This window comes from Pseudomonas sp. B392_1p, from assembly GCF_052245235.1.
GTDB lineage: Bacteria > Pseudomonadota > Gammaproteobacteria > Pseudomonadales > Pseudomonadaceae > Serpens > Serpens gallinarum.
Genome location: NZ_JBQPXM010000012.1, coordinates 104781 through 119957 on the forward strand (window position 1 = coordinate 104781; position 15177 = coordinate 119957).

11 protein-coding genes, 2 tRNA genes and 1 pseudogene are annotated in these 15177 nt (G+C 61.5%); 11 read left to right on the forward strand and 3 right to left on the reverse strand.

All coding sequences use genetic code 11. The annotated features are described in order from the left end of the window. Positions 1–22: 22 nt before the first annotated feature. On the forward strand, positions 23–1318 hold the full coding sequence (locus ACTV8E_RS16665) for an adenylosuccinate synthase (protein ID WP_251837461.1): 1296 nt from the start codon (positions 23–25) through the stop codon (positions 1316–1318). 68 nt (positions 1319–1386) lie between these two features. Here ACTV8E_RS16665 and ACTV8E_RS16670 read toward each other — a convergent pair whose 3' ends face one another. The 3 genes from ACTV8E_RS16670 to ACTV8E_RS16680 all read right to left on the reverse strand — a co-directional run bounded on the left by ACTV8E_RS16670 (position 1387) and on the right by ACTV8E_RS16680 (position 3405). Then, positions 1387–2967 (reverse strand): methyl-accepting chemotaxis protein, encoded by a 1581-nt coding sequence (locus ACTV8E_RS16670; protein WP_443200236.1) that lies wholly within the window; start codon positions 2965–2967, stop codon positions 1387–1389. 151 nt (positions 2968–3118) lie between these two features. Beyond that, positions 3119–3205 (reverse strand) — tRNA-Leu (locus tag ACTV8E_RS16675). Between the two features lie 113 nt (positions 3206–3318). Then, positions 3319–3405: transfer RNA gene (locus ACTV8E_RS16680), tRNA-Leu, on the reverse strand. A gap of 202 nt (positions 3406–3607) precedes the next feature. On the opposite strand from ACTV8E_RS16680, the pseudogene rnr reads away from it, so the two are divergent. From rnr to ACTV8E_RS16730, 10 genes and pseudogenes are all read left to right on the forward strand, one after another. Beyond that, positions 3608–5998: pseudogene (gene rnr, locus ACTV8E_RS16685) on the forward strand (ribonuclease R); the annotation flags it as partial. 542 nt (positions 5999–6540) lie between these two features. After that, positions 6541–7296 (forward strand): 23S rRNA (guanosine(2251)-2'-O)-methyltransferase RlmB, encoded by a 756-nt coding sequence (rlmB, locus tag ACTV8E_RS16690; RefSeq protein ID WP_273534782.1) that lies wholly within the window; start codon positions 6541–6543, stop codon positions 7294–7296. A gap of 17 nt (positions 7297–7313) precedes the next feature. Continuing rightward, positions 7314–7661 carry a response regulator gene (locus ACTV8E_RS16695; protein WP_443200237.1) on the forward strand — a complete coding sequence of 116 codons (348 nt, stop codon included), beginning with the start codon at positions 7314–7316 and terminating at the stop codon, positions 7659–7661. Positions 7662–7819: 158 nt separating this feature from the next. Then, positions 7820–8245, forward strand: coding sequence for a 30S ribosomal protein S6 (rpsF, locus tag ACTV8E_RS16700; RefSeq protein WP_251837465.1), 426 nt, complete (start codon positions 7820–7822; stop codon positions 8243–8245). 28 nt (positions 8246–8273) lie between these two features. Next, positions 8274–8504 carry a 30S ribosomal protein S18 gene (rpsR, locus tag ACTV8E_RS16705; RefSeq protein WP_251837466.1) on the forward strand — a complete coding sequence of 77 codons (231 nt, stop codon included), beginning with the start codon at positions 8274–8276 and terminating at the stop codon, positions 8502–8504. A 36-nt stretch (positions 8505–8540) separates the two neighbouring features. Further along, entirely contained in the window at positions 8541–9437 is an 897-nt protein-coding gene (locus ACTV8E_RS16710) for a hypothetical protein (RefSeq protein WP_443200238.1), read from the forward strand. A gap of 14 nt (positions 9438–9451) precedes the next feature. After that, complete coding sequence (gene rplI / locus ACTV8E_RS16715) at positions 9452–9898, forward strand: 50S ribosomal protein L9 (protein WP_251837468.1); 447 nt, start codon at positions 9452–9454, stop codon at positions 9896–9898. Positions 9899–10008: 110 nt separating this feature from the next. Beyond that, complete coding sequence (dnaB, locus tag ACTV8E_RS16720; RefSeq protein ID WP_443200239.1) at positions 10009–11403, forward strand: replicative DNA helicase; 1395 nt, start codon at positions 10009–10011, stop codon at positions 11401–11403. A 153-nt stretch (positions 11404–11556) separates the two neighbouring features. After that, on the forward strand, positions 11557–12630 hold the full coding sequence (alr, locus tag ACTV8E_RS16725) for an alanine racemase (RefSeq protein WP_443200240.1): 1074 nt from the start codon (positions 11557–11559) through the stop codon (positions 12628–12630). 153 nt (positions 12631–12783) lie between these two features. Beyond that, positions 12784–15090, forward strand: a complete 2307-nt coding sequence (locus ACTV8E_RS16730; protein WP_443200241.1) for a YgiQ family radical SAM protein — start codon at positions 12784–12786, stop codon at positions 15088–15090. Positions 15091–15177: the final 87 nt, after the last annotated feature.

Here is a 15177-nt window from a genome sequence, read left to right on the forward strand (position 1 = left end):
GCTTCCGAAGAGGACAAGTGTTATGGGTAAGAACGTCGTCGTCCTGGGCACCCAGTGGGGTGATGAGGGCAAGGGCAAGATCGTCGACCTGCTGACCGATCAGGCCGCAGCGGTCGTGCGTTTTCAAGGCGGGCACAATGCCGGTCATACGCTGGTGATCGATGGCGAAAAAACTGTCCTGCACCTGATCCCTTCGGGCATCCTGCGCGCCAACGTGCAGTGTCTGATCGGCAACGGTGTGGTTGTCGCGCCTGACGCGCTGATGCGCGAGATCACCAAGCTGGAAGAGAAGGGCGTGCCGGTGCGTGAGCGCTTGCGCATCAGCCCATCCTGCACGCTGATCCTGCCTTACCACGTGGCCCTCGATCAGGCGCGCGAAGCGTCTCGTCAGGAAGGCAAGATCGGCACCACCGGTCGTGGCATTGGTCCGGCCTACGAAGACAAGGTGGCGCGCCGTGGCCTGCGTATTGCCGATCTGTTTAACCCCGAGCGTTTCGCCAGCAAGCTCAAGGAGCTGCTGGAGTACCACAACTTCCTCCTGCAGAATTTCTACAAGGTCGAGCCGGTGGACTTCCAGAAAACTCTGGATGAAGCTCTGGCTTACGCTGACATCCTTAAGCCGCTGATGACGGATGTCACCGCGCGACTGCATGAGCTACGCAAGGCGGGTGCCTACATCATGTTCGAGGGCGCGCAAGGCTCGCTGCTGGACATCGATCACGGCACTTACCCTTACGTGACCAGCTCCAGCACCACCGCGGGCGGCACTGCCACCGGTTCCGGTTTCGGTCCGCTGTACCTGGATTACATCCTCGGTATCACCAAGGCCTACACCACCCGTGTCGGTTCCGGTCCGTTCCCCACCGAGCTGTTCGACGACATCGGTGCACGTCTGGCCAGCAAGGGCCATGAGTTCGGCTCCACTACGGGCCGAGCACGTCGTTGTGGCTGGTTCGATGCGGTGATTCTGCGTCGCGCCATCGAGATCAACAGCCTTTCCGGTATGTGCCTGACCAAGTTGGACGTGCTCGACGGCCTGGAAACCGTCAAGCTGTGTGTGGCCTACAAGGACGCCAATGGCGTGCTGTTGAGCGATGCACCGACCGAGGCCGACAGCTACGAAGGGCTGCAGCCGGTCTACGAAGAAATGCCCGGCTGGAGCGAATCCACCGTTGGTGCCCAGAGACTGGAAGACCTGCCAGCCAATGCTCGTGCTTACATCAAGCGCATTGAGGAGCTGGTCGGCGCACCGATCGACATCGTCTCCACCGGCCCGGACCGCAACGAGACCATCGTGATGCGTCATCCTTACGCCTAAGCGTTGGCTGATGTGAAAAAACCGCCCTTCAGGGCGGTTTTTTTGTGCCTGCGAATACTGCGTGGAGCTTAGGTTCTGAAGCGATTGAGCAGTTGATTGAGGTTATCCATGCCGTTACGGATTTCCCGGCTGCTGTGCACCGCATCCTCGCTGTCGCGGTGTGACTGGTTGGCCAGTGCGGTCAGTTGGGTGATGCGCTGATCGATGTCCTGGGCGACCAGGTTCTGTTGCTCGGCTGCGGAGGCAATCTGCAGATTCAGGCCATTGATCGCGTCCATGTCCTGCGCCATGGTGTCCAGCAGTTGCGAGGCCTGTCGGCTCTGTTGCAGATTGCTGCTGGTTTGGGCGGCATTGCGCTGCATGTGTTGCAGGGAGTCGCGTGCGCGGTCCTGCAGGCGGGTGATGATGCTGCCGATCTCGCCAGTGGACTCTTGGGTGCGGCTGGCCAGGGTGCGCACTTCGTCGGCGACAACGGCAAAGCCGCGTCCGGCCTCGCCGGCTCGCGCCGCTTCGATGGCCGCATTCAATGCCAGCAAGTTGGTCTGTTCGGCAATCCCGCTGATCACTTCCAAGACTTTGCCGACCTCCAGGCTTTCAGTTTCCAGGGCTTGCATCTGCTTGCCTGCTTCTTCCATCTGGGAATTCAAAGCCGTGAGCAATTGGGTGCTGCGCTCAACTGCCTGCTGGCCTTGTTCAGTATTTCGTTCGGCGGCCTGGGCGGCGTTAGCGGCGTCGCTGGCGTGGCGGGCGACTTCGGCGACACTGGCGCTCATCTCGTTCATCGCCGTGGCGACCTGGTCCAGCTCCGAGTGTTGACTGGCAGCGCTGCGTTCTGACGTCTGCAGGCTGTTTAGGGTGTGTTCAACATGCTGATTGGTTTTCTCGCTGGTCAGTTTGACCCGGGCGAGCAATTCGCGGACCTGTTCGGACATGCGATTGCAGGCATGGACGATATGGCCAATCTCGTTGTCCTTCCAGTTCGAATGCAGATGTTGCGTGAGGTCGCCGTCGGCGACACGGCGCAGGCTTTGCTCGACGTTGCGCAGTTCGCGCATCAGCGGCTGCATGCCGAATTGATGCCCGCCGGCGACCAGTAAAAGGATGCCCAGCACAGCGACAAAGGCTATCTGCAGTTGCTGGCGCTGAGTGCTCTCTGCGTGCCGGGTCATCAGGGTGACCGCGTCGTTCATTTCCTTGATCAGGGTCACGGAGTTCTGTTGCAAGCGTCGCAGGTCAAGCTGATCGCCAGACTTGAGGTTCTGTACCTGATCGCGCAGGGTTCGCCAGTGACCGCCAACGGCCTGCAGTTGGGTCTGAATGGCGGGGACTTGTATTTGGCTGATGCCGCGTTGCGGGTTGCCGTGCAGCAGGTCGCGGTGGGCTTTGTCGAATTGCTCAATGGTGGCCAGCAAAAGGCTGCGCTCGATGGTCCCCGTTTGCAGCAGGAGGGCTTCCTTGCTGATCTTCTGACTCAGCATGCGTTGAGCGCCCGCGACGTTGATGGTTTCTGGCGAGACCGAGAGGCTGGCGTAGAGGCTGGCGGTACTGATCAGGGCCAGCACGAACATCAGGCCATAGGAAAACAGAAACTGATGGCTCAGCGTGCGCAGGCCGAGACTGCGCAGCGAAGAGTTGATAAATGCGTTCATGGAGTGTCCGAAAGTCTGCGGCAAACGACTGTGTTTGCGTTAACAAGTAATCGGCAGCGGCACGAAGAGCTGTATATCTAGGCTGATGTTGTCGAAGGCAAAATGCAGACGAAAAAAAACCGAGCTGGATAGCTCGGTTTTTTTAGAAGAGTGGTGCCCAGGAGAAGACTCGAACTTCCACGGTGTTGCCACCGCTAGGACCTGAACCTAGTGCGTCTACCAATTCCGCCACCTGGGCACATTGCGATGATCGCTCATCGACTTGTTCGCCGGTTACCGATTTCACTCGGTGCGAAGCCGGCGGCTTCGTTGCTACTAAATCCCGGTCTTGCGACATGGATTACAGAAAAATGGTGCCCAGGAGAAGACTCGAACTTCCACGGTGTTGCCACCGCTAGGACCTGAACCTAGTGCGTCTACCAATTCCGCCACCTGGGCACGGGAAACAATGATACTTACTTATTTCCGTGTTACAACGTCTCTGCAACGTTGTGGGCGCGAACTATACGGTTGAGCATTTGGCTTGTAAACCCCTGATGGTGAAAATAATTGTTCAGGGAAGGCTGCCGTCGGACAGCATTTCGCGCTTCAATAGCAACAGGGCGGTCCTGCCCCTTTTATATACAGGTGACTTCGCTTAATGGCCGATTGGCAATCCCTCGATCCCGAGGCCGCCCGCGAGGCGGAAAAATACGATAACCCCATTCCCAGCCGTGAGCTGATTCTGCTACGGCTGGATGAGCGTGGCGCTCCGGCAAGCCGCGAGCAATTGGTCGATGAGTTCGGGCTGACCACCGACGAGCAGCTCGAGGCGCTGCGTCGCCGTCTGCGCGCCATGGAGCGCGACGGCCAGCTTGTCTACACCCGGCGTGGCGCTTATGCCCCGGTGGATAAACTGGATTTGATTCGCGGGCGCGTCAGTGGGCATCGTGACGGCTTCGGTTTTCTGATCCCCGATGACGGCAGTGACGACCTGTTTCTCAGTCCAGCGCAGATGCGCCTGGTCTTTGATGGCGACAAGGTGCTGGCACGGGTGGCTGGCTTTGACCGGCGCGGACGTCGCGAGGGCGCTGTGGCGGAAGTCGTCGAGCGCGCCCACGAGACGCTGGTTGGCCGCTTCTTCGATGAGAGCGGCATCGCCTGCGTGGTGGCGGATAATCCGAAGATTCAGCAGGAAATCCTCATTCCGCCCGGCAAACAAGGGCAGGCCCAGCATGGACAGTTCGTCCAGGTGCGCATTGAACAGTGGCCCAGTGGCTTTCGCCAGGCGCAAGGCGAAGTGGTCGAGGTGCTGGGCGAATACATGGCGCCGGGCATGGAAATCGAAGTGGCGCTGCGCAGCTACGATATTCCCCACGTCTGGCCCGACGAGGTTGTTAAAGAAGCCGGCAAACTCAAGCCAGACGTGGCAGAGAAGGATAAAGAGAAGCGCGTTGATTTACGCCATTTGCCGTTCGTCACCATCGACGGTGAAGATGCGCGCGACTTCGATGATGCGGTGTTTGCTGAGCCGATAAAGGGTGGCGGCTGGCGTCTGTATGTGGCGATTGCCGACGTGTCCTTCTATGTAAAGGTCGGCTCGGCACTGGATGAAGAAGCCAGCCAGCGCGGCAACTCAGTGTATTTTCCCGAGCAGGTCGTGCCGATGCTGCCGGAGGCCTTGTCCAACGGGTTGTGCTCGCTCAATCCGAATGTCGACCGTCTGGCGATGGTCTGCATGATTGAGCTGTCACGCACCGGCAAGATGACGGATTACCAGTTCTGCGAGGGTGTGATCAACTCCCATGCCCGCCTGACCTATGACAAGGTCAGTGCCTTGCTGGAGCAGCCGGACAGCGCTGAGGCCGTGCAGCTGCGCCAGCAGATTCCCGAGGTGGTGCCACACCTGCAGCAGTTGCATAAGCTGTTTCAGGTATTGCTCAAGGCACGCAACGTGCGGGGTGCAATCGACTTCGAAACCCAGGAAACGCGCATTGTCTTCGGCGCGGACCGCAAGATCGTCGAGATCCGTCCGACTCAGCGCAACGATGCACACCGCCTGATCGAGGAATGCATGCTGTGCGCCAACGTGGCCACTGCCGCCTTCCTGCTCAAGCACGAAGTCCCCGCGCTGTACCGCGTGCACGACACGCCGCCCCCAGAAAAACTCGAGAAGCTCAAAGGCTTCTTGGGCGAGCTGGGCCTGACGCTCTATCGTGGCAAGGGCGATCCGACGCCCAAGGATTATCTGCGCTTGCTCGAGGCGGTGCATGACCGGCCGGATTTCCAGCTGATCCAGACCATGATGCTGCGTTCACTGAGCCAGGCGGTCTACAGCGCCGAGAACGCTGGTCATTTCGGCCTCAACTATGAGGCTTATACCCACTTCACTTCGCCGATTCGCCGCTACCCGGATCTGCTGGTGCACCGTGCCATTCGCAGTGTGATCCGCTCGAGGCGCGACACTCCCCACGTGGTGCGTGCCGGCGCTGGTGCCGTGGTCAAAGCCCGCATTTATCCCTACGACGAAGCCGCGCTGGAGCAACTGGGCGTGCAGTGCTCAATGACCGAACGGCGCGCCGACGAGGCGACCCGTGATGTGGTCAACTGGCTCAAGTGCGAATTCATGCGTGAGCGCGTCGGCGAGACCTTCCCTGGTGTGATCACCGCCGTGACCGGCTTTGGCCTCTTCGTCGAGCTCACCGACATCTACGTCGAGGGGCTGGTGCACGTCACCGCGCTGCCAGGCGACTACTACCACTTCGATCCGCTGCATCAGCGCCTGGCCGGTGAGCGCAGTGGTCGCAGCTTCCGCCTGGGTGATCCGGTGAAGGTGCTGGTGGCGCGGGTCGATCTGGATGAACGCAAGATCGATTTCGAGCTGGCGGAAAATCCGCTCTCGGCTGGCAAACCTGCCCGTAAAGGTGAGACGGCCGATAAGCCAAGCCGCAAGGGGGCGGCGGATAAACCCGCGCGCGCCACGGAACGTGCCAAGCCGGTTGCCGAGCCGCCGAAAAAGCCTGCCCGTGAAGCACCGCAGCGCCAGCCGAAAAAGCCCAAGGCTGAACCGGTGCGCGAGAAACCGCTGCGGGTTACGCGCCCCGAGCCTGAGTACGAGTGGCCTGATCCCGAGCCGGAAGTGCTGCCACGCAAGCGCAAGGCGATCCCTGGCGTTGTCAGTCAGGTGGAGAAACCGGCGCTGTTGAGTGCTGGCGGGCGCGGCAAGCGTACAGCAGCCAAGGACACCGTGACGCTGGACTCGGATTTTCTGGCCCGCAAGCCGGCCAAGGAAAAACCGGCGCTGCTGACTCGACGCAAGGTGGGCAAGGTGCAGGCCTTGTCGGCAACGGAGCTGGAAATTGCCGAGGTGGAGCAACTGGGCAATCCCGGCGCGAGCAAAAGCCGCGAAACGAAAGCAACGCTGGAAAAAGAAGCCAAGCGCCCACGCACGTCTGCCGAGGGCGAGGGGAAACAAAAGTCCGCCAAGGCCAGCCTGGTAAAAAAAGCGGCCAGTAAGCATCGCAAGGGGCCGGCCAAGCCCAAGGCGCCCAAAGGCGAGGGGGCAGGTCCGCATAAGCCTGAGGCGCAATAACCATGAGCGATCTGGAAAAGATATACGGTGTGCATGCGGTGGAGGCGTTGTTGCGCCATCACCCCAAGCGGGTCAAGCAACTGTGGTTGGCAGAGGGTCGACAGGATCCGCGTGTCCAGGCGCTGGTCGAATTGGCGCGCGAGGCGCGGGTCAGCGTTGGTACGCGTGACCGGCGCGAACTCGACGAGTGGGCCGAAGGCGTCCATCAGGGCGTCGTGGCTGATGTCAGCCCGAGCCAAGTGTGGGGCGAAAACATGCTCGACGAATTGCTTGACCGTGCCGAAGGGCCGGCCTTGTTGCTGGTGCTGGATGGCGTCACCGATCCGCACAACCTGGGCGCCTGCTTGCGCACCGCCGATGCGGCGGGTGCGCACGCAGTGATCGTGCCCAAGGACAAGTCGGCGACACTCAATGCCACGGTACGCAAGGTCGCCTGCGGCGCTGCCGAAGTGATTCCGCTGGTGGCGGTGACCAACTTGGCGCGCACGCTGGAAAAGCTGCAGCAAAAAGGTCTGTGGATCGTTGGCACCGCTGGCGAGGCTGAACAGGAGTTGTATCAGCAGGACATGACCGGCCCCACAGTGCTGGTCATGGGTGCGGAAGGCAAAGGCATGCGACGGCTGACCCGCGAGCACTGCGATTTTCTGGTCAAGTTGCCGATGGCTGGCAGCGTCAGCAGCCTGAACGTGTCCGTGGCCACCGGCGTCTGCCTCTTCGAGGCGGTACGCCAGCGTGGCAGCAGGACCATTTCGCGCTAATGGGGGCAGGGCCTGCGGTGCTGCATGTCTTGCTGGTTGAAGACGATTCGACCTTGCGTCTGCTGGCGTGCGAGGCCATCGAGGCGCTGGGTCATCATGCCCACGCCTGCGAATCGGCCGAGGCCGCCGAGCAGTTGCTGCGTGCGAACGCCTTCCAGGTACTGCTTAGCGACGTGGGGTTGGGAGGGCGCTCAGGGCTTGAGCTGGCGCGCCAAGTGCGTGACGAATACTCGGGCATGCACCTGGTGCTGGCCTCCGGACATGCGCTTGACCTTACCCGCGAGGGCCTGGGGATGGCGCGTCTGTTGCCCAAGCCCTACGACCTGGCACAGCTGTCCGCACTGCTTGATGAGCTGGCTAAATAATCGCCAGTTCGCCTTGCGCCCCCGATGCCCCTTCTCTAGAATGGCGCCCCTTGTCGCAAGGGCAGGCCTCGCCTGTCGTCGTCGCGGCAAGACCAAAACAGACATTCACTCCTTGCCTGACCGCCCTGGCGGCAGGCTACAACCCGTAAGGAGCATTTATGCGTCATTACGAAATTATCTTCCTGGTTCACCCGGACCAGAGTGAGCAGGTCGGCGGCATGGTCGAGCGCTACACCAAGCTCATCGAAGAAGACGGCGGCAAGATTCACCGCCTGGAAGACTGGGGCCGTCGTCAGCTGGCTTACGCCATCGATGATGTGCATAAGGCTCACTACATTCTGCTCAACGTGGAATGCAGCGGCAAAGCCCTGGCCGAACTGGAAGACAGCTTCCGTTACAACGATGCCGTGATCCGCAACCTGATCATCCGTCGCGACGAAGCCGTCACCGAACAGTCCGAAATGCTCAAGGCTGAAGAAAACCGCAGCGAGCGCCGTGAGCGTCGTGATCGCCCTGAGTCCACTGATGGCGCCGAAGGCGACGACAGTGATAGCAGCGATAACAGCGACAACGCTGACGAGTAATTTTCGGATCTATTGAGGAGCCACTTTTATGGCACGTTTCTTCCGTCGTCGTAAGTTCTGCCGTTTCACCGCCGAAGGCGTGAAAGAGATCGACTTCAAGGATCTCAACACCCTGAAGGCGTACATCTCCGAAACCGGCAAGATCGTACCGAGCCGTATCACCGGCACCAAAGCCAAGTACCAGCGTCAGTTGGCCACCGCTATCAAGCGCGCCCGCTACCTGGCCCTGCTGCCCTACACCGACGGCCACGGCCGCTGAAATCGGGTTTGTCGACAAACGTAAGGGATAGAACGCATGCGCGCTCTGGCTGACTTCATCATGCGCGGTCGCGCACAGGCCATCTTTGTGGTGGCGGGTGCGGCGATGGTGCCGATGCTGTTCTGGCTGAGTGCCGCCGCGGCCAGTCTGATACTGATGCGTCGCGGGCTGAATGATGCCCTGGGGATCATTGTCTGGGCCTTGCTGCCGGCCATAGGCTGGTGGTGGTTCGGCGAGCCGCGCACCCTGTTGGTGTTGGCCGGCACGCTGAGCCTGGCGTTGGTTCTGCGCGTCCGAGTCTCCTGGACGCGGGTGTTGCTGGCCAGTGTGCCGCTGGGCCTGATATTTGCGGTTGTCCTCAGCACGCTGTTCGGCGCGCCGATCGAGGCCATGGTGGCGGAGCTGCAGAAGCTCATGCCGCAGATGCTCGAGGGGATTTACCAGCAGATGTCCGCAGAGGAACAGGCCAGCTTGCACAGCCTGATGATGCCGGTATTGACCGGCCTGATGGCGGCGTTGCTGCAGATCGTCACCCTGCTGTGCCTGTTGCTCGGGCGTTACTGGCAGGCGGCGCTGTACAACCCCGGTGGCTTTGCCAGTGAGTTCCGCGCGGTGCGTCTGCCGCCGGTACTGGCGTTGCCGCTGATGGCCGTGATGCTGCTTGGGCCGAGCCTGGGCGCGCCGATGGCCATGCTGGCACCGCTGTGCAGTGTGCCGCTGGTGTTTGCCGGAGTGGCGCTGATGCACGGACTGGTGGCCAAGGGGCGCCTAGGGCGTTTCTGGCTGGTCGGTCTGTATGTCACGCTGGTGCTGTTCATGCAGTTTATCTATCCGTTGCTGGTGGTCTTGGCCATTGTCGACAGCCTGTTTGATTTTCGCGGTCGCCCGTCCCGTAACAACGGTGCGGGACCTGCGAACGGTGAAAAAAGTTAAGAGGTAAGACTCAAATGGAAGTCATCCTGCTGGAAAAAATCGCCAACTTGGGCAACCTGGGCGACAAGGTGAATGTACGTTCCGGTTACGGCCGTAACTACCTGCTGCCGCAAGGCAAGGCTACCGCGGCGACCGCCGAGAACGTTGCCACGTTCGAAGCCCGTCGCGCCGAGCTGGAAAAACTGGCTGCCGAGAAGAAGGCTTCGGCCGAAGCTCGCGCTGCCCAGCTGAACGAACTGGAAGTCACCATCACCGCAACCGCGGGCGATGAAGGCAAACTGTTCGGCTCCATCGGCACCGCCGACATCGCTGACGCCCTGACCGCCTCCGGCGTTGAAGTGGCCAAGGCTGAAGTCCGCCTGCCGAACGGCACCATCCGTCAGACCGGCGAATACGACGTGGCTGTGCACCTGCACACCGACGTCGAAGCTTCGGTCCGTCTGGTCGTAATCGGCGGCTAAGCCGACGATTGCGTTTGGCGCCTTGGGTGCCGGACGCGTAACATCGGGCACGTTTCGCGCAAGCGGAACGTGCCCTTTGTTTTTTCTGACGTTAAAAAATTCCGAGAGCCATGAACGACATTAGTGCCCCGCAGCAGTACGACCTGGAAACCGCCGCACTCAAGGTGCCGCCCCATTCCATTGAGGCCGAGCAGGCTGTGCTGGGTGGTCTGATGCTGGACAACGACGCCTGGGAGCGCGTGCTTGATCAGGTGTCCGATGGCGATTTCTACCGCCACGACCATCGCCTGATCTTCCGTGCCATCCACACCCTGGCTGAGCGCAACCAGCCGTTCGACGTGGTGACCTTGTCCGAGCAATTGGAAAACGAAGGGCACCTTACCCAAGTGGGCGGACTGGCCTACATTGGCGAGCTGGCCAAGAACACCCCCTCGGTGGCCAACATCAAGGCCTATGCCGGGATCATTCGTGAGCGTGCCACGCTGCGCAAGCTGATCAGCATCAGCAGCGAGATCGCCGACAGTGCCTATGCACCGCAAGGCCGCACCGGCGAGGAAATCCTCGACGAAGCTGAGCGGCTGATTTTCCAGATCGCCGAGGCGCGGCCCAAGACCGGCGGCCCGATCGGTGTCAACGAGATCCTCACCAAGGCGATTGACCGCATCGACACGCTGTTCAACAGCCCAGATGCGATCACGGGCATCACCACCGGCTTTACCGACCTCGATGCGCAAACCAGCGGCCTGCAGCCAGCCGACCTGGTGATCGTCGCCGGGCGTCCGTCGATGGGTAAGACCACCTTCGCCATGAACATGGTGGAAAATGCTCTGCTGCGCAGCGACAAGGCTATTCTCGTCTATTCGCTGGAAATGCCCGCCGACTCCCTGGTGATTCGTATGCTTGCCTCGCTGGGCCGCATCGACCAGACCAAGGTGCGTACCGGCAAGCTGGACGACGATGACTGGCCTCGCCTGACGTCGGCAGTCAACCTGCTCAACGACCGCAAGCTGTTTATCGACGACACCGCCGGCATCTCGCCCTCGGAAATGCGTGCGCGCAGCCGCCGCCTGGCCCGCGAGCACGGCGAGATCGGCATGATCATGGTCGACTACCTGCAGCTGATGCGAATTCCGGGCTCCAGTGGCGACAACCGGGTCAACGAAATTTCGGAAATCTCCCGTTCGCTCAAGGCCCTGGCCAAGGAATTCAACTGCCCGGTGGTGGCCCTGTCACAGCTCAACCGCTCGCTGGAACAGCGCCCGAACAAGCGTCCGGTGAACTCCGACTTACGTGAATCCGGCGCCATCGAGCAGGACGCCGACATCATCATGTTCGTCTACCGCGACGAGGTGTATCACCCCGAAACCGAGTACAAGGGCGTTGCCGAAATCATCATCGGCAAACAGCGTAACGGCCCCATTGGCACCACGCGCCTGGCTTTCATGGGCAAGTACTCGCGCTTCGAGAACCTCGCCCCCGGCAGTTATCAATTTGATGACGATTAAGGGCAGCCTCAAGCCATAAGCCATAAGTAAAAGCTTGACGCCCGCTCCGCGACAACCCACACGCTTGCAGCTTGCAGCTTGCAGCTTGCAGCTTGCAGCTTGCAGCTTGCAGCGTAAGCTTGCGCCATCCGTTATCGCTTTACAGGGTTTGCCATGCGTCCTCTCATTGCCTCGGTCGATCTGGCCGCCATTCGTCACAACTATGCCTTGGCCAAGCGCTGCGCGCCGGGACGGCGGGCCTTTGCCGTGGTCAAGGCCAATGCCTACGGCCATGGCGCTGCGGCGGTGGTTGCAGCCCTGCGTGATGACGCGGATGGCTTCGCCGTGTGCAGCGTGGAGGAGGCGAGGGTGGTGCGCGAGCAGGCGCCGGCGGCACGGATTCTACTGCTCGAAGGCTGCTTCGATGCTGAGGATGATCAGAGTGCCGCCGAACTGGGGCTTGATGTCGCGGTGCAGGGTGTCGAGCAGGCCGAGCGGTTGCTGTCGGCCCGGCTGGCGCGACCGGTGAATGTCTGGCTGAAGCTGGACAGCGGCATGCATCGCCTGGGCTTCGAGGAAGCCCAGGTCCGCCATTGGGCCGAACGTCTACGCGGCGCCCCCCAGGTCGCTGAGGTCAACCTGATCAGCCACTTCGCCTGCGCCGACGAGCATCAGCACGCATTGACCGGAGAGCAGCTGGAGGTGTGCCTGGGTTTGCAGGATGTGGCTTTTGATCATCGCGCCCTGGCCAATTCAGCAGCGGTCCTCAGCCTGGCGCCTGCGCACATGGACTGGATACGGCCGGGCATCATGCTGTACGGCGCCTCGCCATTCGCCGAGCGCTCCGCTGCAGAGTTGGGGCTGAAACCGGTCATGACCCTGACTGCGAAAATTATCGCCGTGCACGAAGTGCCCGTTGGCGATAGCGTCGGCTACGGCGCTAGCTGGGTGGCAGAACGGCCCTCGCGTATCGGCACCGTATGCTGTGGCTATGCCGACGGCTATCCGCGCCAAGCGCCGTCCGGCACGCCAGTGCTGGTGCGCGGTCACCGCGTGCCGCTGGCCGGTCGCGTGTCGATGGACATGCTGGCCATTGATTTGACCGACGTGCCCGAGGCGCGGATCGGCGATGAGGTGGAGTTGTGGGGCGCGAATGTGTCGGTCGACGAGCTGGCCAGCGCCTGCGGCACCATTGGCTACGAGTTGCTGACCCGGGTCACCGCCCGCGTGCCACGTCGTTATCATTAACGCCGCGCCCTCCGGGAGAGGGTAAGCAAGCAGCGTGCTCGCCTTCGAGTGTTGAGGCGGGAGGAGCCGCCAAATCCGACCTGAAGCGTCGGATTTGGCCATGTTTTGTGCTATATTCCGCGCCCTTTTTGCATAACCTGCTGGTTCTCCGCCATGACCGCTGTCAAACCCCTGTTCGACTATCCCAAGTACTGGGCCGAGTGTTTCGGTCCTGCACCCTTCCTGCCAATGAGCCGGGAAGAGATGGATCAGCTCGGCTGGGACAGCTGTGATGTGATCATTGTTACTGGAGACGCCTACGTCGACCATCCGTCGTTCGGCATGGCGATCATTGGCCGTCTGCTGGAAGCTCAAGGCTATCGCGTCGGCATCATTGCCCAGCCGGACTGGCGCAGCAAAGACGACTTCATGAAGCTGGGCGAGCCCAACCTGTTCTATGGCATCGCCGCCGGCAACATGGACTCGATGATCAACCGCTACACCGCCGACCGCAAAATGCGCTCCGACGATGCCTACACCGCCGGTGGCCTTGCTGGCAGTCGCCCGGACCGCGCCAGCCTGGTCTACAGCCAGCGCTGCAAGGAAGCGTACAGCCATGTGCCGGTCATTCTCGGTGGCATCGAGGCGTCGCTGCGCCGCATCGCCCATTACGACTATTGGTCGGACAAGGTGCGTCGTTCAATCCTGATGGACGCTACCGCCGACATCCTGCTGTACGGCAATGCCGAGCGCGCGATTGTCGAAGTCGCGCAGCGCCTGGCCTATGGCGAGAAGATCGAGACCATCACCAATGTGCGCGGCACCGCGTTTATCCGCAAGGATGCGCCTGAGGGCTGGTTCGAGATCGATTCGACCCGCGTCGACCGGCCAGGCAAGATTGACCAGATCATCAACCCTTACGTGAACACCCAGGAACTGGAAGCCTGCGCGCTGGAAAACGGCAAGCAGGCCCCCGAGGATCCCAACGAGGCCAAGGTCGTCGAGCTGTTGCCGCACCCCAAACTGGAGCGCGACCGTACGGTGATTCGCCTGCCATCCTTCGAGAAGGTACGCAACGATCCGGTGCTGTATGCCCACGCCAACCGTGTGCTGCACCTGGAGACCAATCCGGGTAACGCCCGTGCGCTGGTGCAGAAGCACGACGGCCAGGACATCTGGCTGAACCCACCGCCGATTCCGCTGACCACCGAGGAAATGGACTACGTGTTCGCCGCGCCCTATGCGCGCGTGCCACACCCGGCGTACGGCGGCGCCAAGGTGCCCGCCTACGAGATGATTCGCTTCTCGGTGAACATCATGCGTGGCTGTTTTGGCGGCTGCACCTTCTGCTCGATCACCGAGCATGAGGGGCGCATCATGCAGAACCGTTCCCACGAATCGATCCTCAACGAGATCGAGGCGATGCGCGGCATGCCGGGCTTTACCGGCGTGGTCTCCGACCTGGGCGGGCCGACTGCCAACATGTATCGCATGGCGTGCAAGAGCTACGAGATCGAGAAACACTGCCGCAAGCCGTCGTGCGTCTACCCCGGGATCTGCGAGAACCTCAACACCGATCACAGTTCGCTGATCGAGCTGTATCGCAAGGCCCGCGCACTGCCAGGGGTGAAGAAGATCCTCATCGCCTCGGGTCTGCGTTACGACCTCGCGGTGGAATCGCCCGAATACGTCAAGGAACTGGTGACCCACCACGTTGGCGGTTACCTGAAGATTGCCCCGGAGCACACCGAGCAAGGCCCGCTGGACAAGATGATGAAGCCGGGCATCGGCAACTACGACAAGTTCAAGCGGATGTTCGAGAAGTACTCCAAGGAAGCGGGCAAGGAGCAGTACCTGATTCCGTACTTCATCGCCGCGCACCCGGGCACCACCGACGAAGACATGATGAACCTGGCCCTGTGGCTCAAGGCCAACGGCTTTCGCGCCGATCAGGTGCAGGCGTTTTATCCCTCGCCAATGGCCAGTGCCACGGCGATGTACCACACCGGCAAAAACCCGCTGCGTAAGGTCACTTACAAGAGCGAAGGGGTGATCATCGTCAAGAGCGAGGATCAGCGTCGCCTGCACAAGGCATTCCTGCGCTACCACGACCCGAAGGGCTGGCCAATGCTGCGCGAGGCGCTCAAGCGCATGGGGCGCGCCGACCTGATCGGCAGCGGCAAGCACCAGCTTATTCCGGTGCACCAGCCGGCGGGCGAGGAGTACCAGAGCGCACGGCGCAAGAACTCCACGCCGGCCGGCAGCAAGAAGGTGGCCGGCAATCGCCAGACCAGACCGCTGCTCACCCAGCACACCGGTTTGCCACCGCGCAGCCAGGACGGCAATCCGTGGGACAAGCGCGAGCAGGCCAAGGCCGCTGCCGAAGCCCGCAAGAAGGCCGAGCGTAGCCAATCGGTAAAGCCCGCTGCCGGCAAAGCTGGCAAGGGCGGCAAACCTCAGCGCCCGGTGGCGCCGCGCTGAGGTTGCACCCAGTGTTCCGGCCCACTGCGCCCCTCCTTCGCGACGGGCCGCTATTCCTCACTGATATCAGGCCCGACCTCGGGCCGC